This window comes from Syntrophobacter fumaroxidans MPOB (assembly GCF_000014965.1).
Lineage (GTDB): Bacteria > Desulfobacterota > Syntrophobacteria > Syntrophobacterales > Syntrophobacteraceae > Syntrophobacter > Syntrophobacter fumaroxidans.
The window spans coordinates 4385836-4412394 of the sequence record NC_008554.1; the positions used below are offsets into that span (position 1 = coordinate 4385836).

Consider the following 26559-nt stretch of genomic DNA (forward strand, 5'->3'; position numbering starts at 1 on the left):
CTGGAATACCGGGGGCAGGGCGGCGCGCGGCCGTCCAATCTCTGAAATCAATATTGACAAAGTATACAATCAAAGAAAATAAACGCAAGGGTTACGCAAGTTTCGCTGGCGCAAAAAAACGGAGGAACGCCAAAAAACCGTTGACATGTGTCATCAAGATCGTCTACCGTATTGTTAACAATCTGGCGTGTGAACAGTGCCGCCGAGTGCGTGCGGTGGTGTTCCGGAGTGTTTCGCGAGGCCCGGGGCGGGCAGTTTACGACATGATGGCCGGTGCTGTGGTGGAGTACACGCAATGTCCAATCCGCAAGCGGAGCAATCGCACGCCGGCCGGCTCCCGGTTGCACGACACTCCCCGACACCGGTCGGCTTCCGCGCGGGAGCGGCGGTATGCCGCTTTCCGAATGCCTGTCTTTCAACGAATGCGGATTCCTGTGGTCGCCCGGACCGGGAAGGAAAGGCGTGGATATGTTGATCTCCTCCCCTTTGGTCATAAAGGGACGGGTATTTCCCAACCGTTGCTCCATGTCGCCCATGGTTCCGAACTGCGCGGGCGAGGACGGTTCGGTAACGGAAGCCTACCGGAACTTCTACCTGGCCCGGGCGCGGGCCCGTGTCGGGTATATCGTTTTGGGGGGAGTGTATGTGCACGAGAATGGGAAAGGCTTCCCGAGGCAGCTGGGCATCCATTCGGACGCGGTCAAGACGGGGTTGAGCGAGCTGGCGCAAGCGCTCGGCAAGTACTCCCGGGTCGGCGTCCAGCTCAGCTTCAAAAGCCTTCAGAGACTCCCCGAGGACTTCAAGGAATCCGAAATCGCGGTCTGCCGCAAAGCGTTTGTCGAGGCGGCGGTTCGCGCGCGCGACTGCGGATTCGATGCGATCGAGCTGCACGCCTGCCATGATTACTGGTTGAATTTCTTTCTCTCCCCCCATTTCAATCATCGCCGGGATGCGTACGGTGGGAGCCTGGAGAATCGGTCCCGCCTCTTGCGTGAGATCGTGCGGGATATCCGGTCGGCGGTCGGCGACTCGATGATCCTTGGTGTCCGGTTGAGCATGGAGGAGTTCGTCGAGGACGGATTGACCCTGTCGGAAACGCTCCAGGTCGGCACCTGGCTCGAGAAGCTCGGTGTCGATTACCTCAGCGCCTCGGGCGGGATCGGCAAGACCCAGCACCGCATGAGCCCACCCATGGAGGTCCCGCGCGGGTCCTTGCTCTACTTGGCCGAAGCGCTCAAGAGGAGCGTTTCCGTCCCCGTCATCGGCGTGGGTCGGCTGGATCGCCCCGAGGTCTTCAGGAAAGCGGTGGAAGAGGGCTGCGCGGACATTGCGGGTGTCGGAAGGTCTCTCATCGCCGATCCCGAATATGTCGCGAAAGTCCTTGACGGGAGGGACGAGGACATCAGGCCCTGCCTCGCCTGCAACTACTGCCTGCTGTGCCTGCATCGCGGCGAAGACGTGCGGTGTGCGGTCAATCCGCTTGTGGGGCGCGATCTCTACCGGCCGGTGCCGCTGCGCGGGAGACTCAACGTTTTGGTCGTCGGCGCGGGACCTGCCGGGCTGGCCGCCGCGGCCGCCGCGGCCGAGCGGGGCGCCGCCGTCAGGCTGGTGGAAAAGGATGCCGTGCCGGGAGGCATGTTGAATGCCGGCAAGGTCCCGCCTCACAAGGAACCGATCCAGGAATTCATCGACTACCTGGTGAAACGGGCTGCTGCCTGCGGTGTGGAAATCGTGACGGGGCATGCGGTGGAAGCTTCGGACATCCGGGCGCTTGCTCCCGATCGGGTGATCGTCGCCACGGGCAGCGCTTCGATCGCGCTCAGGGCCGACGGCCTGGAGGGTAACGAAAGGGTGGTCCTGGTCGAGAGCCTGTTGCGCTCGGGACGGATTTCGACGGGGGGCCGGTACATCGTCGTGGGCGGCGGCGCGGCCGGGCTGGAAACGGCGGAATTCATCGCGGAAAACGGTGGAAGCGTCACAGTGATCGAGATGACGGAAACACTGGGCAGGGGCCTCCATGCAACTCGGCTGAACCTGATGCTGGAGAACCTCGCGAGGCTGAACGTCGCCGTGATGCCCAACACCAGGCTCGTTTCCGTGGACGGCGGCGCGGTGCGGGCTGAAACCCCCGGGGGCCCCGTTGTTCTGGGCCCTTTTGATACGATCGTCATGGCGGTGGGGTACAGGAGTGAAGCGACACTCTCCCGGGGTCTCGACCCGCGGTTCGCTGCGACGGTCATCGGGGATGCCCTGCAGCCCCGATCGATCTATGAGGCCGTGAAGGAAGGTTTTGATGCGGCGGTCGCCCTAAAGGCCTGACGCCGTTTCGGGCTCCTTGCCCGATGCGCCCGACGGTCGCTTTGGGACGGCGAGTGGCCGCGAATCCTCGAGGAGGTTGAGATGAACATGGAGCTCAAGCCGCTGCGGCACGAGCTGCTGGGGGATGTGCGGATTCTGCTGCACGGCGTTCCCTGCAGAAGCAGTCGAGGCTGGTTCGGATACTGCTCGGTGGTGCTTTTCCCCGGCGAGGATGGCTGGGTGTTGTTCGATACCGGCCACTACAGCGACAGAGCCCTTCTGCTCGAAATGCTGGAGAAGGTTTCCCTGCGTCCCGAGGATATCCGACACGTCATCATCTCCCATCTTCATTTCGACCACATGCTGAACGTTCCTCTTTTCAGGAAGGCTTCGCTCGTCGTGGCGAAGGCGGAGGTGGATTATGCCCGCCGGGTCTCGAACGGGGATTTCCTGGATCCGTCGGTTCCTGACGACTGGCAGAGTATTCTGGAAGCGCACGAGGTGAGGCTGGTGGATGGGCCGTTGCGGCTGAGCAACGACACGGAGATCGAAGTCCTGCCCGGTCACACGCCCGGCGGCCTGGTTGTCTACAGGCAGGGTCCTTCGACGGTCGCGCTTTGCGGCGACACGATCAAGAATGCCTGGGAGGCGCTGAATGGAAAACCGTCGGCGGCCGGCGTGGACGGTGCCGCCGCCGCGGGGAGCATCCGGCGTGTGCTGGCCAGGTCCGAGGTGCTGGTGCCGGGACACGACCGGCCCTTCTGCATCAGGAACGGCGCAGTCGAGTTTCTCGCCCCTTTTAGCTGGCAGGTCCGGGGGCACCTTTTGCCGGGGCCTGAAGACGAGGTCATGCTGGATATCCATCTGCCGGCCGCCTCGCTACTGAGGCCGACAGGCCGCGCGACGACGCCGCAGAGCGCATGAACGCCTGGTTTCGGGAAGTCCTGCACGTTCCTGGGGAGTCGTGGCGCGGGAGCCTGCGGCGCTTCATTCCCGGTGATTGCTCCGACGGCCGGGGCATATCCGGGTTCCTGCCTTCTTCAGTGATCCGGGCCGGGGAATTGGCGTGCGTCGTGGCGTTGCACCCCGGTGTCGGCAAGGTGATGCCGCGACAGGTGAACCACGAAGAGAGAGAAAGGAGTTAGGATGCAAGCGCAACAGAATTTCGACGTTCCTTACGGTTATCGGGCCAAAGTCGGACTGATCGTCGTCGGCCCCAATTTGAACCCGACCCCTGAAATCGCCCGGATGCTGCCGGGCTATGTCCAGATGCGGGAAACACGCATTCACATGGAACCCGTTGTCAACATCGAGGAATGTTCCAAGCTGAGTACGCCCCTGGGGGCGGCTGCAAGCGTCATTTCGGAGGGACTGGTGTCTCCGGTGCTCGGCAAGCGGAGCGCCATTGCTTTCGCCTGTACCGCGGGCTCGCTCGTGGGGGGCCCCGGGTGGGACAAGAAGGAAATCGAAATGATGGAGGCGAACAGCCGGGGGATTCCTTGCACGACGACCGCCACCGCGGCGGAAGAGGCCATGCATTTCATGGGATTCAAGAAGATCGTTCTGGCCGGCCCGTACATCAAGGAATTGGATGAGAGGTTCCGCATCTTCTATCAACAGTCGGGATTCGACGTATTGAACGTTGTGGGACTCGGCATAGAGGACCTCTACGATATCGGCGCGACCAAGCCTTCCCAGGCCTACCAAGTGGCCATGGAGGCCGTGGTGCCCGAAGCGGACGGAATATTCATCACGTGCACCAACTTCCGCTGCAGTGACGTTATCGAGGAAATCGAACGGGATTCCGGCAAGCCCGTAGTCACATCGAACCAGGCGACCGCCTGGCATCTCATGAGACTGCTCGGAATAAACGATGTGGTGGAAGGCTACGGCGAGTTGCTGCGCAGGACGCCGAGAGTCGGAGCGCGCAAATGATACGCAACATCGCTTTCCTGCATACGGTGCCTTTTCTCGTGGAGCCTTTTTCCAGTCTGGTTGCGGAGAACCTGTCCGGAGTCGCGTGCTTTCACGTGGTGGACGAGGGAATCCTCAGGGAAGTCTTCCGGGATGGGGTCCTGGCTCCGAAGGTCCTGCGGCGCATTCTGGAACATTCCGTGCTCGCGGCACAAGCGGGGGCCGAGCTCATCGTGTTCACCTGTTCCTCGACATCCCCTGCCGTCGATTGCATCCGGCCGCTCACCGATGTCCCCATCTTGAAGGTGGATGAACCCATGGCGGAGACGGCCGTTCGACTCGGGTCCAAAATCGGTGTCGTGGCCACGGTCCGAACCACGCTGGAGCCCAGCGCCGCCCTGGTGAAAAGCGAGGCGGAGCGTCAGGGGAAAACGGTCGAGGTGGATGCCCGGCTCGAGGCGGAGGCATTCCAGGCACGGCTGTCCGGGAACGTTTCCGAGCACGACAGGATCATACGTCAGGCCTGTGCCGATCTGGCGGCCCGCAATGACGTCGTGGTCCTGGCCCAGGCGTCCATGGCTCACCTGGCGGAGAGCCTTCAGTCGGAGCTCAAACGCCCGGTGCTCTCCAGCCCTCCGCTGTGCATGGAAGCCCTGAAAAAGCTGGTCGGGGACCGCCAAAGCTGACCGGCTTCACGGCACAGTGCCGGGGTGTACCCGCAAGGGCATGGAGCGGCGATCGAGCGAAGAAAATCCTCCGGAGCCCGCGAACAAGCCGGCGGCACGCTTTTGTACTAAAATGCCTTGTGCCGCGCGCAGATTGCGGCAGGAAGAAACGACGCGCGGGTTTCAGGAGTGGGTGAGCGTCGGAAATCGAACGGCTTGAACTGGATCGAACGGGTTTGCATGGGCCCAAACCTCAGATCGGAAGGAGTAGTCCATGAGAGAAGTGGTAATCCTGGGAGCAGCCCGCACCATCGGCGGACAATTCGGAGGTTCGCTGCAAAACGTGACCGCGCCGGAACTTGGGGCCGCCGCCGTCCGGGAATCGATCAAACGTTCCGGGATCCCATCGGACGTCGTCGAACAGACAATTTTCGGCAATGCGTGGCAGGCGGGAGTGGGTCCCAATGCGGCCCGCTTGAGCGCGGTCATGGGCGGTGTTCCGGTGGACGCCCCGGCGGTGTCGGTCAACGTCCGTTGCGGTTCGAGCCTCCAGGCATTGATCCTGGGCGCCCAGGCCATAAAGGCCGGGGACGTGGACACCGTTCTGGTCGGCGGGACCGAAAACACCAGCCAGATCCCTTACGGCCTTCCCCGCGCGCGGTGGGGCTACCGGATGGGCAACGGCGAGATCCTGGACCTGATGCACAAGGATGGATTTCGCTGTCCGCTTGGGGGCGGTCTCATGGGCGAGATCACCGAATGGCTCGCCGAGGAGAAGGGAATTTCCAGGGAGGAGCAGGATGCCTTTGCCGCCGAATCCCACAACAAGGCGGAAGCGGCTGCGGCGGCGGGGAAGTTTCGTGATGAGGTCGTTCCCATCGAGATCAGGGGGAAAAAGGGTGAGGTCACCTTGGTGACGGATGAAGAGATTTTCCGAAAGGGCGTGACCGGGGAGTCTCTCGCCAAGCTGCCGCCTGTTTTCAAGAAGGGAGGCACGGTCACTGCCGGGAATGCCTGCGCCTTGTGCGACGCGGCTTCCGCCGCGGTGATCATGGAGCGGGGCCGGGCCAGGTCAATGGGGCTCAAGCCCCTGGCCCTGCTGAGGGGATATGCTTTCGTGGGGATCGATCCCGCGCGATTCGGGCTTTCGCCGGTCAGGGCCATCCCGGCGGCGCTCAAGCAGGCGGGTCTCGGACTCGGGGACATGGACCTCATCGAGCTCAACGAGGCCTTTGCGGCCCAATATCTTGCCTGCGAGCGGGAGCTTAAGCTGGATCGAACGAAAGTCAACGTTCACGGGGGCGCGATCGCTCTAGGACATCCGGTGGCCGCCACGGGAACGAAGCTGCTCACCACTCTGCTCTATGCCATGCGGCAGCGTGATGTGACTCTTGGCGTGGTGAGCCTGTGCATCGGCGGGGGAAACGGCGTGGCCGCCGTCGTGGAAAGACTGAACTGAGGCCCGCGCGGCGACCCCGGGCACGCCGCGGCGCGAGCCCTGGGGCCGCGCGTTCGGCAGGCCGGAATGCCTTGCCGCCGGGGTCCCGGAAGACAGTGAATCAATCCCGTGGAGGGACGGAGGAACGGAACATGGCCAGAAACGGAGTTCTCGTGGTCGGTGCTGGGAACATGGGAGCAGGCATTGCCCAGTTGTGTGCTCAGCAGGGGTTCGAGGTGGTGATCGCCGATATCAGCCTGGAGCTTTCGGACAAGGCGAAAGCACGCATTGAAAAGGGGCTTCGGAAAAGGGTCGAGCAGGGGAAGCTCGACGCGGCGCAAAAGGATGCGATACTGTCGCGCATACAAACGGCGGGCGATCTCGGTCCCGCCGCCGTATGCCGGTTTGTCATCGAAAGCGTGATCGAGGACATCGCGATCAAGCGGAAGGTTTTTGCCGAATTGGACAACCTGTCGCCACCGGAGACTATTCTGGCCACCAACACGACGTCCCTGTCCATCAGCGCCATGGCGGAGGCCACCAGGCGTCCGGAAAGGGTGGTGCAGATGCACTTTTTCAATCCGCCGGTGATCATGAAGCTCGTGGAAATCATGCCGGGAAAGAAAACTTCCCGGGAAACCGTGGAGGCCGCGGCGGAATTTGCCAGGCAGCTCGGCAAGGATCCGGTGGTGTGCAAGAACGAGGCTCCCGCGGGAATCGTCAGCCGGGTCTTGGGACAGTTGCTCAATGAAGCCACCTGGCTGGTCGCCTCCGGCGTTGCGGATCCGCAGGACATCGACAAGGCGATGAAGCTTGGCGCAAACCATCCCATGGGGCCGCTGGAGTTGATCGATCTCATCGGTCTGGACGTGCATCGGGCCAAGATGCAGACCCTGAGCGCTTTCCTGAACGATCCCCGGTACAGGCATCCCGATCTGCTGGATCGTATGATCGCCGAAGGGCGTCTCGGCAAAAAAGTCGGTAAAGGTTTTTATACTTATGAAGAGGGTAAGTGATGTTCGAAAACATCAAATTGGAGTATGATGGCCTCGTCGCGTTTCTGACCGTCAACCGTCCGGACAAGCGCAACGCGGTCGACGGCGCCACGGTGGAAGAGATCGACCGCGCGCTTTCCGAGCTGGAGAGAGCCGAGGGCGCGCGCGTTCTAATCCTGACCGGAGCGGGGGACAAGGCGTTTGTCGCGGGCGCCGACATCTCGGAACTGGCCAGGCGCGACACACGGCTGGGCAGGATCGAGACGCGGAGGCGTCAGGAGGTTTACACGCGCATCGAGACGTTGGAGATCCCCTCGATTGCCGCCATCAATGGCTGGGCATTGGGAACCGGTCTCGAGCTGGCCATGGCCTGCACCATGCGCGTGGCGTCCGCGGGCGTGCTGCTGGGCCAGCCCGAGGTAAGGCTCGGCATCATTCCCGGCGCCGGCGGGACGCAAAGACTTCCGCGCCTGGTGGGCATGGGGCGTGCCATGGAAATGATCCTGACGGGGGAGGCGATTCCCGCCGAAGAGGCCCTCTCCATGGGGTTGGTCAACCGCGTCGTGCCTCGGGAAAAACTGATGGAAGAAACGCTAAAGCTGGCGCGAATTATTGCCGAACAGCCAAGGATGGCAGTACAGTACGCCAAGGAGGCGGTCCTCCGATACTGCGAAGGGTCGTTTGCCGCGGGCCTGGCGCATGAATCCTATCTTCACGCGCTGTCCTGCGGAACGGAGGACAAACGGGAAGGGGTGTCGGCGTTTCTGGAGAAACGTAAACCCAGGTTTACCGGGAGATAGGCGATAGCCGCCTCTCGGAGAAGCTTTCGGGTTCCCCCTTTTCGTCATTCCTGAGTATCACCGCGAGCCGGGGGCTCACAACGATTACTGAAGTTGTCTTCCTTCTCCCCGCGAACCGCCCGGGGCCGGCGGCTCACAACGAACCAAGACCATAGAGGCGCTATTCCCGCGCAGGCGGGAACCAGCTTGTCCAAGGCTTTCCGGACCCCGGTCCTGCCGGGGTCACGCTCGGGGTGGACTGTGCGATGTGTTCATGAAAACCCCGGCAATAATCGGGCAGCGATCCACGCGCGAGAAGTCGCGGCATCACCCCGGCCTGTCGGCCGGTCCCCCTGGTGTTGCCGACGGAGGATGTCGGACGGGAAGAAAGGACCATTTCACAACAGGAGGGGCATGATCTCATGGACACGCTCACTTACGGATTGGTAATCACGTTGGTCGGCATGGGGGGGACGATTCTTGGTCTCTATTTCATCGTGTTGTTCGTGGAGCTGGTCAAGAGGCTCTTTCCTTACCGCGAAGAGGAAGGGCAGAAAGGTTAGGTGGCGAGTATGCTGAACCTGATTCAGTCCGGCCTCGGCGGCCTGATTATGGGGGTGAGCGCGCTCACCCTTGAAAACGGCGTCATGATCCTCGCGGGCGGCATGCTCCTCTACCTTGGAATCAGAAAAGACTATGAACCCTTGCTCCTGGTTCCCATCGGATTCGGGGCGATCCTCGTGAATATGCCCCTGTCCGGAATGATGGGGGAGGGAGGCCTTTTCAAGCAGTTCTACGATTTCGGCGTCATTACGGAGGTCTTTCCCTGTCTTATTTTTGTCGGAATCGGCGCGATGACGGATTTTTCTCCCCTCCTGGAGAATCCCAAGATCCTGCTGCTTGGCGCGGCGGGACAATTCGGGATCTTTCTCACGCTGCTCCTGGCGATCGGCCTGGGATTCAACCTGCTCGACGCCGTCTCCATCGGAATCATCGGCGCGTGCGACGGCCCGACCTCCATTTACGTGACCTCCAAGTATGCGCCCCATCTGCTGGGAGCCGTTTCCGTGGCGGCCTATTCCTACATGGCCCTGGTCCCGCTGATTCAACCTCCGATCATGAAGCTCCTCACCACGGAACGGGAAAAAAGAGTGAAGATGCCGTATCCCGAACGATCCGTTTCCCCCAATCTCAAAATCATTTTTCCCATCGCGGTGACCGTTATCACCTGCTTGATCGCTCCCATGGGGACTCCCCTCATGGGCATGCTCATGCTGGGGAACCTCATGAAGGAATCGGGCGTCGTCAACCGGCTCACCAAAGCCTCGGAAAATGAGATCGCCAACGTCGTCACCCTGCTCCTGGGGCTCTCCATCGGTGCCACAATGGAAGGCTCGGCGTTCCTCAAGCCCCAGACTCTTCTCATTCTCGGGCTCGGCTTCCTGGCAATCTGCCTGGACACGGTTACAGGCGTTCTTTTTGGAAAGCTGATGTGTTTCCTGACCAACGGAAAGGTGAATCCGCTCGTCGGCGCGGCCGGGATTTCAGCCTACCCGATGGCCGCCAGGGTGGTCCAGACGGAAGGCCGGCGCTACGACACCAACAACTGGCTCCTCATGCATGCCATGGGCGCCAATACGGGCGGTCAGATCGGTTCCATCATGGCTGCCGCCATCATGCTCTCCGTGTTGAAGGGGCTGGGCATCGGCTGACGCCGGGCGGCGCTCGGAGCCGTGGCCGGGGGAGGGCTTCATGCCCTCCCGCCCAGTGCACTCATCCTGAACGCAAGATGGCATCAGGAGTCGCCGAGGCATTCCCTCGACTCGAAATCCCCGTTTCTCCGAGGGCCCGTCTCACCGACTTCTCCCGACAGAGCTAATGCAGAAGCCCGAGCATCCTCGGCAGCCACATCGTCATGCCCGGCCAGTAGGCCACCATGAGGGTCAGGGCAACCAGGAACACCCAGTACGGCATGACCTCCCGGAAGGTATCCTCGAGCTTGATTCCCGCGATCTTCGAGGTGACGAAGAGGCTCAGGCACACGGGTGGCGTGATCACCGCAATCTGGATCGCCATGACGAAAACCAGGGCGAAGTGATGGGCCTCGATTCCGTAGTAATCGGCGGCCGGCGCCAGCACCGGGACAAACATGATCATGATGGCGATGCCCTCGATGAAAAATCCGAAAACCGTCAGGAGGAGGACTACCAGCGTGATGAAGAAGATCGGGCTCGTCGAAAAGGCCATCAACATGCCCCCGATCTTCTGAGGCACCTGGGAGCTGGTCAGGATCCAGGCGCAGACCTTCGCGGTGGCCATCAGGATCAAAACGGTGGAGCTGACCACGGCGGTCATGTGCAGTGACGCGATGATACTGGAAAATTTCAGCTTCCGGGTGAAAAACGCCCCCACGATCAGGACATAGGCCGTCGCGGCGGCTCCGGCTTCCGTGGGCGTGAAGATTCCGGTGAGGATGCCTCCCAGGATGATCGCCATGGCGGTGATGCCCAGCAGGGCTCCCCTGAAGCATTCAAAGACCTTGCGAATGCTGAACCGCTCGCTGCTGACGGGGTAGTTGCGGCGCCTTGCCAGAATGGTGCAAATGATCATGAGGCCCGCTCCGACGAGCACGCCCGGCACGGCACCCGCCACGAAGAGGGCGGCGACGGAGACGGTGCCTCCTTGAACGAAGGAATAGATCAGCATCCCGACGCTGGGGGGAATCAGGGGACCCATGATGGATGCGACGGCAGCCAGCGTCGCGGCGAACCGCGCGTCATAACCCTCTCGTTTCATGCTCGGAATGAAAATAGACCCGATGGCCGCCGCATCCCCAACGGCCGTGCCGGTCACCCCCGACAGGAACATCTCCGTGACGATGCTCACATGGGCCAGGCCCGCCCGCCAATGCCCCACCAGGGCCTTCGCCAGGCCGACCAGGCTCGGCAGAATGCCGCTGCGCTCGGCCAGGTCTCCGGCCATGATGAAAAACGGAATGGCCATCAGCGGGAAGGAATCGACGCCGGAAAACATGAGCGTGGGAACGATCAACAGGGATTCCTGGCCGCAGAACAGAAGAAAAGCCAAGGCCGCGAGCCCGAGGCAGAAGGCCACCGGGACTCCAAGCATGAGCGTCACGAAAAACGCGATGATCAGGGCGATCATGAAAGACCTCCGTCGATGACGGGGATTTCGAATTCTTCTTCAGGAGGCGCCATCCTGCCGGAGATTACCAGAACGCTTTCCCAGATTTTGGGGAGCAGGTTGAGGATCATGAGCACCCCGCCCACCGGGAGCGCCAGGTAGAACCAGAACATGGGAATACCGAGGGTGGGAATGATCTGTTCGAACTGAAAGGAGAGGGCGATGCACCCCTCGTAGACAAGAAAACTCAGAAAGAAAACAAAGAGAAGGTGGGCGGCGAGATTCAACCAGGCGCGGACCTTGCCGGGGAAAAAGTTGACGAAGAGCTCCACCCGGGTGTGCGCATTTTCCCTGACGGCCAGGCTCGCGCCCAGGAAGACCATCCAGACCATGGAGTAACGCGTGAACTCCTCGGTGATGTAAAGCGTCATCCCGAAAAAGTAGCGCAGAACGACCTCGACCGACACGAAAATCGTGATGACGGCGAGAATCAGGACGGTTGCCGCTTTGATCACCTTATTGAGTATGTCGAAGAACATTTGCCACCTCTCGAGAAAACGGGCGGGGGCATTGGAAAGCACCCGCCCTTCAACCTCGGCTATTGGTTGGCCTTGACGAACATGTCCGTCAGCATCTTCCCGTCTTTTCCGAAGTCCTTGATGGCTTCCGGATAGAGTTCCAAAGCGATCTTGCGGAACTTTGCCAGTTCGGCTTCACTCAGGGTATTGACCTTCATCCCCGCCTTTTCCATTTCCTTCAGGTACTTTGCGTTGTCCTTGTCGTTCTCGGCCCATTGCCAGGCCCTGGTCTTCCTGGCGGCCGCATCGACGACGGCCTGAAGATCCTTGGGCAGCTTGTCGAAGAACGTCTTGTTCATGATGAAGCACCCGACCTCGTTGACGTGGCCGGTGAGCGAATAGTATTTCTGCACCTCGTAGAACCTGGCCGTGTACGTCATGGACGGCGGGTTCTCCTGAGCGTCGACCACGCCGCTTCTCAGCGCTTCGAACAATTCGGTGAAGTCCATGGGAGTGGGCGCGGCGCCGCATGCCTTGAAGAATCCCGTGTGAACCGGGGTGGGGAGGGTCCGGATCTTGAGCCCTTTCAGATCGTCCACGGTCTCGATGGGTTTACGGTTGTTGGACACGTGCCGAAACCCATTGTCCCAGAAACCCAGGCTGTGGAAGCCGGCGGCAAGCATTCTCTTTTCGAGTTCCTTGCCCGGAGGTCCTTCCAGGACTTCGAACTGCCTTTTCAGGTCCTTCCAGAGGTAGGGAAGAACGGTGATGCCCAGCTCGGGCACATTGCGCTGGAAGTTGGCGACCCCGCCCAGGGCCGATTCCAGGGTTCCCATCCTGACCATTTCCATGGTCTCCCGAACCTTGCCGAGTGCTCCGGCATGATGGACCTCGACGGAAATCTTCCCGCCGGACGCCTTTTCCACTTCCTGTTTGAAGAATTCCGCGCCCCGCCCCCAGGAATGATCCGCCGCCACCGGGTTGGCGACCCGGATCCGGTATTCCGCGGCTTGGACACTGACCGTTGAAGCCAAAAGGAATACAACGATCAGGGCGAAGACGACGTGAAAGGACCTGTGATGACTCTTCATGGTTTTTCTCCTTGCTTCGGGTTAATGCACATACGAATCGGCCGGGTACTCCTCGGAGTTCCGCCTGCCTGTTCGCGCGGGTTCAGCGTCGGAGCGGCACGTGCGACGCAGCCCGCGTCCCTTTCCGCCGGCGCATCGCTCCCTCACCGCCTTGCGTGGAGTCCTGAGAACCGCCTTCAACACACCGGAGGTTCGTCGACATCCAGGATAAGCCCATCATGCGGAACGGGAGGAATACCGGGTGGAAGCTGAGGAAAAAAAGGGCTTGGAGATTCCAAAGGACTGGGGCGAAGGGCGAACGGTCGATTGCTGCCGAGCTGAGCGGGTCCGTCTCCGGGTGGTTCCGACAGACAGCCTCCCGGCGTCGAACGAGGTCCGAACCGGAGGCCGCGGGATCGTTCGCCGACGTCCTTCGGCCGCTCCTGATTCGATCGCGGACTGATGCCGGCATTGGGTACTCCTACAGAATCATCCTCCCGGAGCGCGTCACCGGGCGTCACCGTTTTCCAGGAACGATTCCAGGCCGACAAGAGCTTGTACGTAAGGCCGGGATTTCTATCGGAATTGTTAACAATCCTATTGGCAATGTTGTTTGCTGTCAAGACAATTCTTGACCGGAGCGCAAAATTCTCTCCTTCGCGTTCGCGCCACCGCGGCGCAGAACCGGCATCGGGTCCCGTGCCGGGACGTCCGGGAGGCGTTTCCTCCGGGGACCCCGCTCACGGGCGCGCAACGAAGATCCGCGCGCCCCGGATTTGCGCGAAGAAACCGCCGCACTTCGAACGGGCCATCCCGGAGCGAGGCGCCGCGGGAGTGGTCAACCATCCGGGGAAGTGATATAAAAAAACATGTCGATTCCGGCTGCCGGTCCTTATTTTCGCCGGATCCGAAAGCACCTCGATGGAGGACCGGCACCGTGACGTTCGAGACCTCGACGGCATTCAATCCCGGAATCGGGAGACGACGGACGGCTCATACCGCGGAGACGGAAGGTGGACTCGTGATTTCCAGGCTCCTTCCGCCGAGGCAAGGGAGGGGAAAATGAGGTTGCGTGTCGCAGGAAAGGGTTGCAGCATCTTTTGGATCGTTATTACCGTACTGGCCGCCGCGACCGTGGGGCAGGCCTCGGACGGGGACGTGGGCATCGTCTTGACACAGGTTTCCGAGAACGAAACGGTGGGAGTTCTGCCGGGAGAGAACCTGGGCTTTCAGATCCAGGCGGGATGGAAGATCATGGAGCGTGGCCCGGCCCGGCTCGATGCCGAGCTTCTCGGAAAGCGGATGACGCGGATTGAATTCTATCTCGGTAACAAGACGTTCCTTGTCCAGGCCGGCCGGGACGAGCTCTACGTCAAGGGATTCATTGCCGGCTCCGGTGCGCTCACGGGGTTGACGGCGGGCGAGAAGCGCCTTCTCAAGGACGCGCTGGAAAACAATGGGAAGATCGACCTGGGAGAGCATACGGAAACGTTCCTGCACGCTCTCAATATTCTTTCTTCCTGGCCGAGCAACATGGCGGTTTTCATCTGGCACGACAGCGACGAGGCCATGTCCGCGGTCGGACGCGAGAAGCTCGCCGTCATGCCGCGCAAGGATTTGAATGCACGAAACACGGAAGCCGTGAAGCTGGTTCCTCTCGACCGGCCCGCCGTGGAACGCATGGCCCCGCCGGCTCTGAACGTGACCGCCACCGACGTCAGAGAGATCGCCGTGGTGCAGGGATGGACGAGCATATGCCGGAGGATCGGTCATTCCTACACCGGGCGCTACTTCAAGTGCATTGACGACTTCGGGCTTTGCCTGGAGAGAAGGTATTTCAATTATACGCATGTCGTGGGCGGCAGGCGTTGCTTCGGAAGGTGCGGGGTGAGGTGCACGGGTGTTCCCGAGGTGAAGATCTACACCAGGGATTGTTTCAATCACGACGCATGCGTCACGAGACTGGGCTACACGGCCTTTTCGTGCGACATCATGTTCACCTTTTGCGCCGACGACGTGATGAATGCGCCAAGGTGCCGATGACGTCCTCGGGGTCAAACCTACACTTTTCACAAACACACTCTTTTCACAAGAATACACGGGTTGGCCGGGGGTGAGTACCGGTCGGATCAGGGCCGGGCATACCGGCCGGCCCGCGTCCCCGGCATATGACGCCGGGGACGCGCAGGCGCGGGCATTGCGCGATTCACACCAGGTTGCGTTCAAGTCCGTAGCATCGGGCGGGAGGGCATTAAGCCTTCCCCTTGCCGGACCTGACCGGCACATCGGTCCGCAGGGGCCAAGTCTATCCCCTTTCGCGTCGCCTCTTTCGCCGGGCAGGTGTTGTGTGATCTTGAACGCACGTCGGTATCACACGTTGTATGAAACGAACGACTATTCGAGGAGGACGGGCTCATGCTCCGAAAACAGGACCCGATGAAGACGGCGGGCTGGAAGAAGCTGTCGGACCATTTCCAGACGATGAAAGACGTTCACATGAGGGACCTCTTTGCCGAGGATGGAGACCGCTTCCAGCGTTTTTCCATCCGGTTCGGGGATATTCTGGTGGACTACTCCAAGAACCGCCTGAACCAGGAGACGCTCCTGCTTCTGTTGGGGCTTGCGGAGGAGGTCGGCCTCAAGGATGGCGTCGAAGCGATGTTCACCGGCGAGAGGATCAATGAAACGGAAGACCGGGCCGTTCTCCACACGGCGCTGCGCAACCGGTCCGATGCCCCGGTTTTTGTGGACGGCAGGGACGTGATGCCGGAGGTGAACGCCGTCCTGAAGAAGATGGAGGAGTTCTCCCGGCGCGTGATCTCCGGCCGGTGGAAGGGGTATTCGGGAAAGCCTGTCCGGGACATCGTCAACATCGGCATCGGCGGTTCCGACCTGGGGCCGAAAATGGTTGCGGAATGCCTTCGGCCCTACGCCGCGAAGGGCCTGTCGGTCCACTTCGTGTCCAACGTGGACGGAACCCACATCGTGGAGACGCTCAAACTCCTGGACCCCGAAACCACCCTCTTCATGATCGCATCCAAGACGTTCACGACGCAGGAAACGATGACCAACGCGCACACGGCCAGAGACTGGTTCCTGAAGCATGCGGGGGACCCGGCGCACATCGCCCGGCACTTCGTGGCCCTTTCCACCAATACGGATCGAGTGAAGGCTTTCGGCATCGATCCGGAAAACATGTTCGTCTTCTGGGACTGGGTCGGAGGGCGATACTCGCTGTGGTCGGCCATCGGGTTGTCCGTCGCCTGCGCCATCGGTTTCGAGGGGTTCCTGGATCTGCTGCAAGGGGCTCACGAGATGGACCGCCATTTCCGCGAGGAGCCTTTCGAGCGGAACATCCCGGTCATCCTGGCTCTCATCGGTATTTGGTACAACAACTTCTTCGGCGCCGAGAGTGAAGCCGTCCTGCCCTACGATCAATATATGCATCGCTTTCCGGCCTATTTCCAGCAGGGGAACATGGAGAGCAACGGGAAAAGCGCGGACCGCGGCGGGGGGAGGGTTCGCCACCAGACCGGTCCCATCATCTGGGGCGAGCCGGGGACCAACGGCCAGCATGCATTCTATCAGTTGATCCACCAGGGCACGAAGCTGGTCCCGGCCGATTTCCTGGCCCCGGCCCTCAGCCACAACGACGTTGGAGACCATCACGCCATCCTGCTCTCCAACTTCTTTGCCCAGACCGAGGCCCTCATGCGCGGAAAGAACAGGGAGGAAGTCATCGAGGAATTGAGAAGAGAGGGCAGGAGCGAGGACGCAATTCAGCGGCTCTGGCCGCACAAGGTATTTGAAGGAAACAAACCGACCAATTCCATCCTGTTCCGGAAGCTGACCCCGCGGGTGCTGGGAAGCCTCATTGCCATGTACGAACACAAGATCTTCGTCCAGGGGGTGATCTGGAACATATTCAGTTTCGACCAGTGGGGCGTGGAGCTCGGCAAACAGTTGGCGGCGAGAATCCTCCCCGAGCTCAACGATCGCACGACCGTGGCTGCCCACGACTCCTCCACCAACGGCCTGATCAACGCATACAAGCAAATGAGGGGTTGAGCCGGGAAAACGGGCTTGGGAAGCGCGCGGGGATGCGGTCGAGATATCCCCGGGGAGGAAGATAAGCGCCCGGTCGATGGCGGCAAAAGCCGATCTTCCGCGAAAGGCATGCCCTCACGCCGCCATTCCGGCAGGGCTCGAGCGCAGGCCGGCATCGAATATCAAAACATCATCCTGCGGGACTTGCTCTCGCGATCATTCGTCACGGCGGGGATCGTCGGCGCGGATATTGAGCCGTTTCATTTTGCGGCGCAGAGTGTTCTTATCGATCCCCAGTTCCCTGGCGGTGGCCATGCGCCGCCACTGGTTGCGATCGAGGGCGTCCCTGATGGCGCGCGCCTCGTTGTCCCTGAGCGACAGTCCTCCCGAATCGGGAAGAACGCACGCGTGAGCGTGCAGGTATTCCGGAAGGAAGGCCGGCTGAATCAACCCTCCTCGGCACAGTATAAACGCGTATTCGATGACGTTTTCCAATTCTCGAATGTTGCCGGGCCAGTTGTGACGCATGAAAACGGCCAAAGCCTCGTGACTCAGCCCAAGGATGTTCTTGTTCCGCAGCTTGTTGAGGCGCGCGATGAAATGCTCCGCGAGCAGCGGGATGTCTTCCTTGCGCCGGGCAAGCGTCGGCAGCTCCAGCTTGACCACGTTGATGCGGTAATACAGGTCTTTGCGGAATGATCCTTCCGCGACCAGTTGAGCCAGGTCCCTGTTGGACGCGGCGACAATCCGAACGTTCGCCGTTACCGTTCTGGAGGAACCGAGGGGCTCGTAGGTCCGCTCTTCGAGAACTCTCAGCAGTCTCACCTGCAAAGCGGGTGAAACGTCCCCGATTTCATCCAGGAACAGCGTACCGCCTTCCGCCTGTGCGAAACGGCCCGCGCGGTTCTTCCTGGCATCCGTGAATGCGCCGGCGACATGTCCGAAAAGCTCGGATTCCAGCAGAGTATCGGGAAGGGCGCCGCAATTGATCGCCACGAAAGGACCCGCCGCACGGGAGCTCAAGCTGTGCACCGCGCGGCTCAACAGTTCCTTGCCGGTGCCGCTCTCGCCTTGAATGAGCACCGTGCTCTCACTTCGCGCCACCTCCGGCAGAATGGCAAAAAGCTCCAGCATTGCTGGGGACTTGGAAACAATGTCCTGGAAACGATATTGACGGTCGATTTCCTTTCGCAACGTTTCCACCAGGCTGAGGTCCCGAAACGTCTCCACTCCGCCGATGGTGTGCCCCGATGCGTTCTTGAGCAGAGCCGTGCTCACGCTGATGGGGATTTCCCTGCCGTCGGCCCTGAGGATTGCAACAGATTTGTTGACGATGGGCTTCCTGGTTTCCATGGTGAACTTCAAGACACAAGTGGACTCGCAGACGTTGGCTCGAAAGACTTCGCAACACGGCCGTCCAATGGCGTCCGATGCCGAAACCCCCGTGATCTCTTCAGCCGCCCGGTTAAACGATGTGATCCGCCAGTCGAGATCCACCGTGAAAACCCCGTCCGCAATACTGTCGAGGATGGTTTCCGTCTGCGGGGACAAGATGTGCTGTTTTGCCGATTGAGCCACTGGATTTTCCCCTCCGAGGAGCGTCTCTTTCCCATGGATCGCGCCCGGTCGAGCCGGCAGGCCGGCGGCCCGGGACACGCACATTCCGGAAAAACCGTGAAAGGTCCTCTCGCCCGAGCACCAAGGCATCGCCGGGGAGACGGTTTTCATCGGCCGAAAGTTTCGCCCCATGCTTTTCAGCGGCCGCTTCCGGGGCATTATTCTCCATTTAATCAGGAGGCAGGGACCGCGTCAATAACCTGAAGCGTTTTGAAATGTTCGAGAAATCGAAAACCCGGAAGCTCCCGCCGTCCGGTTCGAAGGGCTCCGCGCACGGTCGAAAAGCACCCACGCCGGTGACCGGCCCGTCCGGTGCTCAGGGGCGAAATTCATCGGGGAAGGGGGATGCGTTTTCCGGGGGTGTTCTTAGTGCATGGATCGAATGCCGCGGTCGGCAAGGGAACAAGCCGTACCCGGCACGGCCGAATCGGGTGCGAATTGTTCCTTATTGGTCTTCGGCGGCCGGGAGCGGACGACCGATGACGGGCATCCGGGAGAAGAGGACGGCGGCGCGGCATGGGATGAGGCGTAAGATCACTCCATGCCGATGGGGTGACCGCATACCGGGCAGCGTCTGTGGACGCAAGGAACTCTGCGTCCATGGGGAAGCTCCGCCCCACATTGCAGACAGACGCAAAAACCGCACGGCTCGGTTTTGGCGTGTTCCCGCGCGTCTCCTTTTGCAGAGCTGAGACCGGATTCCCGCCCGGGGTCTGCAACAACATCCCCGCCATCGGGATCTCCACCGTGAGCGCGGCGCCGATGCCCACCGAGCCCACATTCCGGAGCGTCACTCCTCGCACAGTTCCTACCCCCGAGGTGGTGTCGCCCCGGTGGACATCCGGGCAGCCTGAAAAAAGGCTGGTCCAGTTGCCGCTCGTGATAGGCCCGAAGCACTTCATCGATTTGCCCGGCAACCCCATGAATAATGTGGAGGCCGAGGTTTTCCCCATAATGCAGCAGTCGCGGGCTCAAAGCCCCGCAAATCAGCGTGTCGACCCCTCTTGTCCGAAGTGCCCGCAGTCGGTCGAAGCCGCTCATGTCGTAGAGGACGATTTCACGACCCGCCGCAGCGTCGGTCTCATTCTCGTGGATGATGAAAATCTTCGAACACCAGTTGAGGACTGGAGCGACTCGTGAGCGGAATACCGGTATGGCGAGCATTGTGGTCTACTCCGCAACCTTTCACTTTCCGAAACAATGTGAGACAAAATCATCGCCGGCCCGGAATCGCAACCGGCATGCGATCGGACGCATTCGGTCCGCGGCCCCCCCAATCGATCCGGCGGTCGGCGCCGCACCCGGTGGACTTTTTCCACATCGGGTCTTATCGTTTTTTTGCAGGAGCGCTCGATCTCCGGCGGTCAACCTGCCGGAGCCATGGGGACAACATCCCCGGCGGGCGCCTTCCTGCCGCGGCCGGGCTCGCCGGAGGATGCAATCGTTTCTCCGTGAGCGCAAGTGCGGGACCTCATCCACTCGAAGCTGCTATCAAGAAATGTGCCTATGTCTTGATGGATGGGCCGAAACGGCATCGACAACACGGGCATTGGCTCCCGGCGACGCAACAGGGGATTCAACAGCGCCCGCCGCTTCGCGCCCGATCCCACCCGGGGTCGCGCAGCGTTCCTAGACCGTGGGCGAGAGGCGGGTGCAGATTGTTTCCGGACGGGGCTCCGCTTCCGCCCGTTTCGTCGTCCCGAACGCACGCGGTTTTTTCTCCGCTTCCGACACGGGAGACGCTATGGCAACTGGCATGCCCGTTGCTCTACGAAGTGGAGAAAACCGCGATCCGACAGCCGCGTTTCCAGGTGGATCACCGGGAGGTCGATCCCTTTCCGACAGAGGAACCGAAGTCGTGGGAACGACCGAAGGTGCGGATGTAACGTGCATGGACGCCCGGGTCAATCCCAACCCGCTGGAAAAAGGAGGAAGTGTATGGCGAGTTTTCTATTCATTTTGAGCAAGGACGAGAACGAAGCGGCCACCAGGTGTTTCCAGTTTGCCAGGATCGCTCACTCCAAGGGGCACGAGGTCAATCTCTTCTTCATAGACGCGGGGGTGATGTGGGCGAACAAGGAGAGAGACCTCACCCTGAAAACCACGACGGGAGACTGTCCGGGGGATTATCTGCCCTACCTCGTCGAGAATGAAGTTCGAGTGGGTGTCTGCACCCCCTGCGCAAGAAACCGCAAGCTCGACGAGGCCAAATTCTACCATAACATGGCCCTCGACGGCGGTCCGCACCTGATCGACATGGCCGCTGAATCGAAGGTGTTCAATTTCTAGCAGCCCGCGGGACCCCCACCGCACGGCGCCCGGCTTCAAGCCCTTGCGGCAATGACGATGACGGCCTTCCGGTCTTATGGCGGTTTGCAGGAAAGGCCGGGCGTTCCCGTGACATTCGCGCAGTTCATTCTGGATTTACGGCATGACTTTGTGTTAAGTGAGCCCGGGCAAAGAACTGCCGCCTGCATCATCTGTAAACGAGAATGGAGAAATCGGCGTGATCATCTGTTTTCCCACGGAAAAACCGCAGGGGCTCGCCAGCATGGTTCTCGACCTTTTTGGTTCGGCTCCCGGCTTTGTCATTGTGGATACGGAAGCAAAAAGCGTTGACGAAATCAGGAACAGCGATCTCTGCCACGTTCACGGCATGTGCGAACCGTCGAAAGCCCTTGGGGGGCGTGCGGTCGATGCGGTGGTGGCCGGGGGCATCGGCAGTGAAGCGTTGACGAGGCTCAGAGCCCAGGGGGTCAAAGTGTATCGTGCGGTCCACGGCACGGTGGGACAAAACATCGTGCTCATCCTCGGCAGGAAACTGGCCGAATTCGACGCTCAATCCAGCTGCGAATGCCGCAACGGGGGCGGATGCCGTCGCTGATTGCGCCCCTGAAAAAACAAGAGCGGTTTTCCGTGCCGGCCGTCATTTCCCCGATTCCACCCATCGCACCGCATTCCGGATTGCTCATGGTCCGGGGACTTCCCGATAGAAGGGATACCGTCCTCGGACCGCTCGCCCTCCTTTTTACCCCGGCGCCTCCATCGTGAAATCATTTGCGGATCGCACCGGGCGGGTTCTCCGGTTCGCTCCGAACGCTTCCCAGTCCCGTCCCGGCATCGATGCTCGCCGACGGGTGCGCACTTCTTTGGCAATCCCCACGACCAAACATCGTGAGACTGGGATACAACGGTTCATCGCTTCGGTTCATGGTCCTCTGGTGAAAAAAGATATTGCCATTGCAGCTTAGTATTTGTATATTCACATTTAACGATATACAAGGAGAGGCGATGAAGCATTTCAGAAAAGGGTTGAAAGTGCTCATCGATCCAACCCGGGGAAGAATCGCTGAGATGTTTCAGGAGAGGGCGATGTGCGTTACTGACATCCGGATCGCTCCGGGGGTTTGCCGGCCCGCCGGCTCAAATCGGCCGGATCGGTTCGGCGCGGAACGGCTGCTTTCGGATAATGCCGGTCGGCTCAGGGAGTGAAAAGGTGGAACCTTTCCGTCCCGATCGGGTGACCCCCGGGGAGAACCAATCATGAGCGATGCTCGAGTCGCGGAAGAGAAAATGTTGAGGGATGATGCGGTGGAGACTCCTTCGGAAGCGGAGCCGAGCCGGATAGACTGGAAGATTATCTGGATGCCCATGCTGCTGGTCGTGGGAGCTTTCCTTGTGTGCTTCTACCTGCCGATGGACAGCAAGCGCTTCACCGGTGCCGTCATTGAATCGCTGGCCCTGGTCAGGTGGTATGCCCGGGAACATGTGTTGTTTTGCCTGGTGCCGGCGTTCTTCATTGCGGGGGCGATCTCCTGTTTCGTCTCACAAGCCGCGGTGATGCGCTACCTGGGACCGGCGGCGAACAAGGCGCTGGCCTACGGTGTCTCGTCCGTTTCGGGAAGCATCCTGGCGGTGTGCTCGTGCACCGTGCTGCCGATTTTTGCCGGGATTTGGAAAAGAGGGGCCGGGCTGGGTCCCGCGGTCGCCTTCCTCTACTCCGGGCCGGCCATCAACATCCTTGCAATCGTTCTCACGGCAAGAATTCTCGGCTTGCAGCTGGGCATAGCGCGAGCGGTGGGCGCGGTATCGTTCAGCATTGTCATCGGGCTGATGATGCATTTTGTGTTCATCAAGGAAGAAGAGCGGAAGGTGCAGGCGGCCGTTCATCTGCCCCCGGTGGAGGTCGAGCGGCCCCTATGGCAGAATATCGTTTATTTCGCCACAATGGTCGGTATTTTGATCTCGGCGACCTGGGGCAGGCCGGCCGAGCCCGAGGGCTTCTGGAACGCCGTGTTTCAAATCAAGTGGTGGTTGACGGGAGCATTCGCGGCGGCGCTCGGCATCGAGCTCATCCTGTGGTTCCGCGTGAAGGCGGCGAAGGTGGCGATTGCGGGGATTATCCTGGGAGCCCTGGCCTATGCGTTTCCCCATGAGCCGCTGATTGCTTTCGGAGCGGGCATTGTCGCCTTGACGATCCTCATCACCACGACCCGCGGCGATGCGGAAGAGTGGTTTCTGTCCACCTGGGGGTTCACCAAACAGATCACGCCCCTGCTTTTGGGCGGCGTGCTTGCTGCGGGGCTGTTTCTGGGACAGCCGCACACGGAAGGAATCATTCCTTCCCAGTGGATCAAGCAGATGGTGGGGGGCAATTCCTTCGGCGCCAATTTGTTTTCCGCCGTCGTCGGGGCGTTCATGTATTTTGCAACCCTGACGGAAATCCCCATATTGCAGGGCCTTATCGGTTCGGGTATGGGCAACGGCCCCGCCCTGGCGTTGCTGCTCGCCGGCCCGGCGCTCTCCTTGCCAAGCATGCTGGTCATTCGGAGCGTGATGGGAACGAAAAAAACGATCGTTTATGTGAGCCTGGTCATCATCATGTCAACGACATGCGGGATGGTCTTCGGGTATTATTTTCCTGGTTGAGACCCGCGGGAAACATGATGCATGGCTGAGTGTTTTGATGTTTCGGCTTGACGCTGCATAAGGGGCGCTGCCGTGCGCAAGGCGCGGGCGGTACCCGATTCGAAAGGGAGAATTTCATGGAAATCAAAGTGTTGGGTCCGGGTTGTCCCAAGTGTCGGCAGACGGAAAAGAATGTCAGGGAAGCGGTTTCCGAGAGCGGCGTGGACGCCGAAATCGAGAAAGTGACCGACATCCTGAAGATCGGTGAATACGGAGTGTTCGGCACGCCTGCCGTGGTGATCGATGGTGAGGTGAAATCGGTCGGCAAGATTCCCACCAAGGAAGAGATCAAGCGCTGGATCGGCAAGTGAGCCGTTGGTCGTCGGCGCGGTTCGCAGGGAGGACCGGTAAGGGCCCGGAGGGCCGCAGGATGGCGTAGCTTCGGACAAGGAAGGGAGCAACCGGATGACTGAGAACTGTTGTGTCCCCGGTGGGACTGTCATGATTCTGTCATGTTCGGGCGGTTCCAACGTTGGGCAGCTTTCGAATCAGGCAGCCGTGGAGCTGACTCGGGAAGGAGTGGGCAAGATGTTTTGCCTGGCCGGGATCGGCGGGCAGCTCAGCGGGTTTGTCCAGTCGGCCCGAGACGTTCCTGAAATGGTGACGATCGACGGCTGTTCAGTGGGATGTGCCAAGGCGATTCTCGAAAAAGCCCGGGTGCCTTTGAAAAGCTATCTGGTGCTGACGGACCTTGGGATCGAGAAGAACAAGAATTTTGAGCTGAGCTCCCACGATATCCGGCGAGTCAAAGAGGCGGTGAAAGCGCTCCTTTTCGAAAAGTGAGCCGCTGGGAGCCGCAAACGGTTTTCCTTTTGAAGGAGGCAGCCCCATGTTGCTCAAAGGTTACCGTAAGGAGGTGGTTCGCCCGGAATGCAGGCCCGAAGCCCAATCAGTGCATTGCGTCGCCCACCTGGATGAGGACATCGGCGAGGTGATCCCTTATCTCAACGCGGTACTGGGCGGGTTTCAATTCACGAAGGATCCTCTTTGCGTATCGTTCAAGGTTCATGGGAAACTGATCGCGGTCCATCCTCGGAAAATCGCCGTGAACGCTCTGAGGGACGAGGAAGAGGGAGACCGAATCCTTGAATGGCTGAAGAGGGAAATCAATGACGCCTGGGAAAGACGCGCGGAGATAGAGCCTCGTTTCGAAGGCGCTCCCAAGCCGAAGGTCATCGAAATCCTCAGGTTCCTGCCGAAAACGAACTGCAGGCAATGCGGGCAGCCGACCTGCATGGTGTTTGCGACTCAGGTGGCCGACGGCGGCAGAGGCCCCGAGAACTGTCCTCCACTGACCCGGGAGCAGAGGGAGACGCTTGCGAGTTACCTGGAGCGGTTTCAGTTGGAATGAAAGGAGGCGGTCTCCGGGTCGGGGCTCGCAGGAAATCGGCGGAAGCGGGGCGCAAAGGAATCAACGTCGTTAAGCGGGAGGACGGCACATCATGTCCACGGAACCGAAAATAAGAATCCTCTATCTTTGCACGGGCAATTCCTGTCGTAGCCAGATGGCCGAAGCCTGGACCAACCATTTGAAAGGGCATTTGATCGAAGCGCGGTCCGCCGGCGTGACGCCTCACGGTCTCGACCCCGGCGCCGTCAAGGCCATGGCCGAAGCCGGACTCGACATATCCGGCCAGTCGTCCAAGGACGTGGACACCCTGGAACATCTGGAATTCGATTACGTGATCACGCTCTGCGACAATGCCCAGCGGGCCTGTCCCGTCTTTCCGGCGAAGACGAGGGTTTTGCACCTTCCGTTCGATGATCCTCCCAGGCTCGCGGCGAGTGCTCGAACCGAAGAAGAGGCGATGATGCATTACCGCCGGGTGCGCGATGAAATCAAGGCATTCGTTGAGAAACTCCCTGAAGTGCTGACGCGGGATGAGTGAATCGAAACCGGAGGAGGATCATGGAAGAACCGGCCACAAGAAGACTCTCGTTCCTCGACCGTTTCCTCACGCTCTGGATCGTGCTGGCCATGGCTTTCGGGGTGGGAGCGGGGTATTTCTACCCGGGCATCAAGGAGGTGATCAACCTGTTCCAGGTCGGAACCACCAACATCCCCATCGCCGTGGGGCTTATCCTGATGATGTACCCTCCCCTTGCGCGGGTCAAATACGAGGAGTTGCATCGTGTTTTCGGGAACCGACGGGTGCTTGGCCTGTCCCTGGTTCTCAACTGGGTGATCGGACCGATCCTGATGTTCGTCCTGGCCGTGGTTTTTCTTTCGGGTTACCCGGAATACGCCGTCGGTTTGATACTGGTCGGGCTTGCCCGGTGCATCGCCATGGTCATCGTCTGGAACGAGCTGGCCGAAGGCAATCGGGAGTATTGCGCGGGACTGGTGGCCTTCAACGCCATCTTTCAGATGGCCCTGTACGCGGTCTATGCGTATTTTTTCATCACGGTCCTGCCCCGATGGCTTGGGCTCGGTTTTGCCATGAAGGTCAACGTATCCATACTCGATGTGGTGAAAACCGTCATGATCTACCTCGGGATCCCCTTTTTCAGCGGACTCCTCACGCGCTTTATCCTCATCCCGATGAAGGGCGCAGAATGGTACGAGAAGAAATTCATCCCCCGGATCAGCCCCATCACGCTCGTCGCGCTGCTGTTCACCATCGTCGTGATGTTCTCGCTGAAAGGGGAATATATCGTTACATTGCCGCTTGACGTGCTGCGCATCGCCGTTCCCCTGGCCATCTATTTTCTGCTCATGTTCTTTGCGACTTTCTTTCTGGCAAAGAAGCTCCGGGCGGACTATCCCACGTCCGCAACGCTTTCCTTCACGTCGGCGTCAAACGATTTCGAGCTGGCCATTGCGGTGGCCATCGCCGTTTTCGGAATCCAGTCCGGGCAGGCTTTCGCGACGGTGATCGGGCCCCTGCTGGAGGTGCCCATCCTCATCAGCCTGGTCAACGTGGCCCTGAGATTTCGCCGGAAGCATTTCATAACGGACGGCGGCCGGCCCGGCGCGGCCTGAAATGACGCCCATGAAGCGCTGAGTTCCATGACTTCAGCGACCCGACCACGGCGTTGAATGCCCGGTGGGCCGACCGAATCGGTTCGGGAACCTTTTCTTCTAAGCGCTTGTTGCCCGAAGACC

25 protein-coding genes are annotated in these 26559 nt (G+C 60.4%); 21 read left to right on the top strand and 4 right to left on the bottom strand.

Translation table 11 applies throughout. From position 1 onward, the window contains the following. Window positions 1-390: 390 nt before the first annotated feature. The 9 genes from SFUM_RS18475 to SFUM_RS18515 all read left to right on the top strand — a co-directional run bounded on the left by SFUM_RS18475 (window position 391) and on the right by SFUM_RS18515 (window position 9801). On the top strand, window positions 391-2319 hold the full coding sequence (locus SFUM_RS18475; protein ID WP_011700373.1) for an oxidoreductase: 1929 nt from the start codon (window positions 391-393) through the stop codon (window positions 2317-2319). 81 nt (window positions 2320-2400) lie between these two features. Further along, entirely contained in the window at window positions 2401-3222 is an 822-nt protein-coding gene (locus tag SFUM_RS18480) for an MBL fold metallo-hydrolase (protein WP_011700374.1), read from the top strand. Window positions 3223-3444: 222 nt separating this feature from the next. Continuing rightward, on the top strand, window positions 3445-4233 hold the full coding sequence (locus tag SFUM_RS18490; RefSeq protein WP_011700375.1) for a maleate cis-trans isomerase family protein: 789 nt from the start codon (window positions 3445-3447) through the stop codon (window positions 4231-4233). Further along, complete coding sequence (locus SFUM_RS18495; RefSeq protein ID WP_011700376.1) at window positions 4230-4898, top strand: aspartate/glutamate racemase family protein; 669 nt, start codon at window positions 4230-4232, stop codon at window positions 4896-4898. Before SFUM_RS18490 ends, SFUM_RS18495 begins: the two co-directional genes overlap by 4 nt. A gap of 253 nt (window positions 4899-5151) precedes the next feature. Further along, window positions 5152-6336, top strand: a complete 1185-nt coding sequence (locus SFUM_RS18500) for a thiolase family protein (RefSeq protein ID WP_011700377.1) — start codon at window positions 5152-5154, stop codon at window positions 6334-6336. A 131-nt stretch (window positions 6337-6467) separates the two neighbouring features. Beyond that, window positions 6468-7331 (top strand): 3-hydroxyacyl-CoA dehydrogenase family protein, encoded by an 864-nt coding sequence (locus tag SFUM_RS18505; protein ID WP_011700378.1) that lies wholly within the window; start codon window positions 6468-6470, stop codon window positions 7329-7331. Continuing rightward, entirely contained in the window at window positions 7331-8110 is a 780-nt protein-coding gene (locus tag SFUM_RS18510; RefSeq protein ID WP_011700379.1) for an enoyl-CoA hydratase/isomerase family protein, read from the top strand. Before SFUM_RS18505 ends, SFUM_RS18510 begins: the two co-directional genes overlap by 1 nt. Window positions 8111-8511: 401 nt before the next feature. Continuing rightward, window positions 8512-8652: an OadG family protein gene (locus tag SFUM_RS23190; protein ID WP_153307222.1), complete on the top strand. Its 141-nt coding sequence runs from the start codon at window positions 8512-8514 to the stop codon at window positions 8650-8652. A gap of 9 nt (window positions 8653-8661) precedes the next feature. Beyond that, window positions 8662-9801 carry a sodium ion-translocating decarboxylase subunit beta gene (locus SFUM_RS18515; RefSeq protein ID WP_011700380.1) on the top strand — a complete coding sequence of 380 codons (1140 nt, stop codon included), beginning with the start codon at window positions 8662-8664 and terminating at the stop codon, window positions 9799-9801. Between the two features lie 163 nt (window positions 9802-9964). Here SFUM_RS18515 and SFUM_RS18520 read toward each other — a convergent pair whose 3' ends face one another. Genes SFUM_RS18520 through SFUM_RS18530 form a run of 3 tightly spaced genes read right to left on the bottom strand, consistent with a single transcriptional unit; the run spans window position 9965 to window position 12842 of the window. Continuing rightward, entirely contained in the window at window positions 9965-11254 is a 1290-nt protein-coding gene (locus SFUM_RS18520) for a TRAP transporter large permease (RefSeq protein WP_011700381.1), read from the bottom strand. Next, the gene (locus SFUM_RS18525; protein WP_011700382.1) at window positions 11251-11772 is read right to left on the bottom strand and encodes a TRAP transporter small permease; all 522 of its coding nucleotides are present in this window, start codon (window positions 11770-11772) and stop codon (window positions 11251-11253) included. Before SFUM_RS18525 ends, SFUM_RS18520 begins: the two co-directional genes overlap by 4 nt. Before the next feature lie 59 nt (window positions 11773-11831). Continuing rightward, window positions 11832-12842: a TRAP transporter substrate-binding protein gene (locus tag SFUM_RS18530; RefSeq protein ID WP_011700383.1), complete on the bottom strand. Its 1011-nt coding sequence runs from the start codon at window positions 12840-12842 to the stop codon at window positions 11832-11834. A 1041-nt stretch (window positions 12843-13883) separates the two neighbouring features. On the opposite strand from SFUM_RS18530, the gene SFUM_RS18545 reads away from it, so the two are divergent. Together SFUM_RS18545 and pgi are read left to right on the top strand one after the other, a co-directional pair. Continuing rightward, a complete protein-coding gene (locus SFUM_RS18545) occupies window positions 13884-14864 on the top strand; it encodes a DUF8213 domain-containing protein (protein WP_011700385.1) in 981 nt (326 codons plus the stop codon). 372 nt (window positions 14865-15236) lie between these two features. Beyond that, window positions 15237-16889: a glucose-6-phosphate isomerase gene (pgi, locus tag SFUM_RS18550; RefSeq protein ID WP_011700386.1), complete on the top strand. Its 1653-nt coding sequence runs from the start codon at window positions 15237-15239 to the stop codon at window positions 16887-16889. Window positions 16890-17084: 195 nt separating this feature from the next. Here the strand turns inward: pgi and SFUM_RS18555 are convergent, their stop codons facing one another. Then, the gene (locus tag SFUM_RS18555) at window positions 17085-18644 is read right to left on the bottom strand and encodes a sigma-54 interaction domain-containing protein (RefSeq protein ID WP_011700387.1); all 1560 of its coding nucleotides are present in this window, start codon (window positions 18642-18644) and stop codon (window positions 17085-17087) included. A gap of 441 nt (window positions 18645-19085) precedes the next feature. On the opposite strand from SFUM_RS18555, the gene SFUM_RS18560 reads away from it, so the two are divergent. From SFUM_RS18560 to arsB, 10 genes are all read left to right on the top strand, one after another. Next, the gene (locus SFUM_RS18560; RefSeq protein WP_041440979.1) at window positions 19086-19625 is read left to right on the top strand and encodes a hypothetical protein; all 540 of its coding nucleotides are present in this window, start codon (window positions 19086-19088) and stop codon (window positions 19623-19625) included. Window positions 19626-20423: 798 nt separating this feature from the next. Next, window positions 20424-20774, top strand: coding sequence for a DsrE family protein (locus tag SFUM_RS18565; RefSeq protein WP_011700389.1), 351 nt, complete (start codon window positions 20424-20426; stop codon window positions 20772-20774). A gap of 217 nt (window positions 20775-20991) precedes the next feature. Continuing rightward, complete coding sequence (locus tag SFUM_RS18570) at window positions 20992-21369, top strand: NifB/NifX family molybdenum-iron cluster-binding protein (RefSeq protein ID WP_011700390.1); 378 nt, start codon at window positions 20992-20994, stop codon at window positions 21367-21369. Between the two features lie 407 nt (window positions 21370-21776). Beyond that, a complete protein-coding gene (locus tag SFUM_RS18575) occupies window positions 21777-21977 on the top strand; it encodes a hypothetical protein (protein ID WP_041440981.1) in 201 nt (66 codons plus the stop codon). Window positions 21978-22028: 51 nt separating this feature from the next. Continuing rightward, the gene (locus SFUM_RS18580; protein WP_011700392.1) at window positions 22029-23414 is read left to right on the top strand and encodes a permease; all 1386 of its coding nucleotides are present in this window, start codon (window positions 22029-22031) and stop codon (window positions 23412-23414) included. A 116-nt stretch (window positions 23415-23530) separates the two neighbouring features. Beyond that, entirely contained in the window at window positions 23531-23764 is a 234-nt protein-coding gene (locus SFUM_RS18585; RefSeq protein ID WP_011700393.1) for a thioredoxin family protein, read from the top strand. A 130-nt stretch (window positions 23765-23894) separates the two neighbouring features. Further along, window positions 23895-24236: a putative zinc-binding protein gene (locus SFUM_RS18590; protein WP_208597074.1), complete on the top strand. Its 342-nt coding sequence runs from the start codon at window positions 23895-23897 to the stop codon at window positions 24234-24236. Between the two features lie 46 nt (window positions 24237-24282). Next, complete coding sequence (locus tag SFUM_RS18595) at window positions 24283-24804, top strand: (Fe-S)-binding protein (protein ID WP_011700395.1); 522 nt, start codon at window positions 24283-24285, stop codon at window positions 24802-24804. A 91-nt stretch (window positions 24805-24895) separates the two neighbouring features. Beyond that, window positions 24896-25342: an arsenate reductase ArsC gene (locus tag SFUM_RS18600; RefSeq protein ID WP_011700396.1), complete on the top strand. Its 447-nt coding sequence runs from the start codon at window positions 24896-24898 to the stop codon at window positions 25340-25342. 20 nt (window positions 25343-25362) lie between these two features. After that, window positions 25363-26436 carry an ACR3 family arsenite efflux transporter gene (gene arsB / locus SFUM_RS18605; RefSeq protein ID WP_011700397.1) on the top strand — a complete coding sequence of 358 codons (1074 nt, stop codon included), beginning with the start codon at window positions 25363-25365 and terminating at the stop codon, window positions 26434-26436. Window positions 26437-26559: the final 123 nt, after the last annotated feature.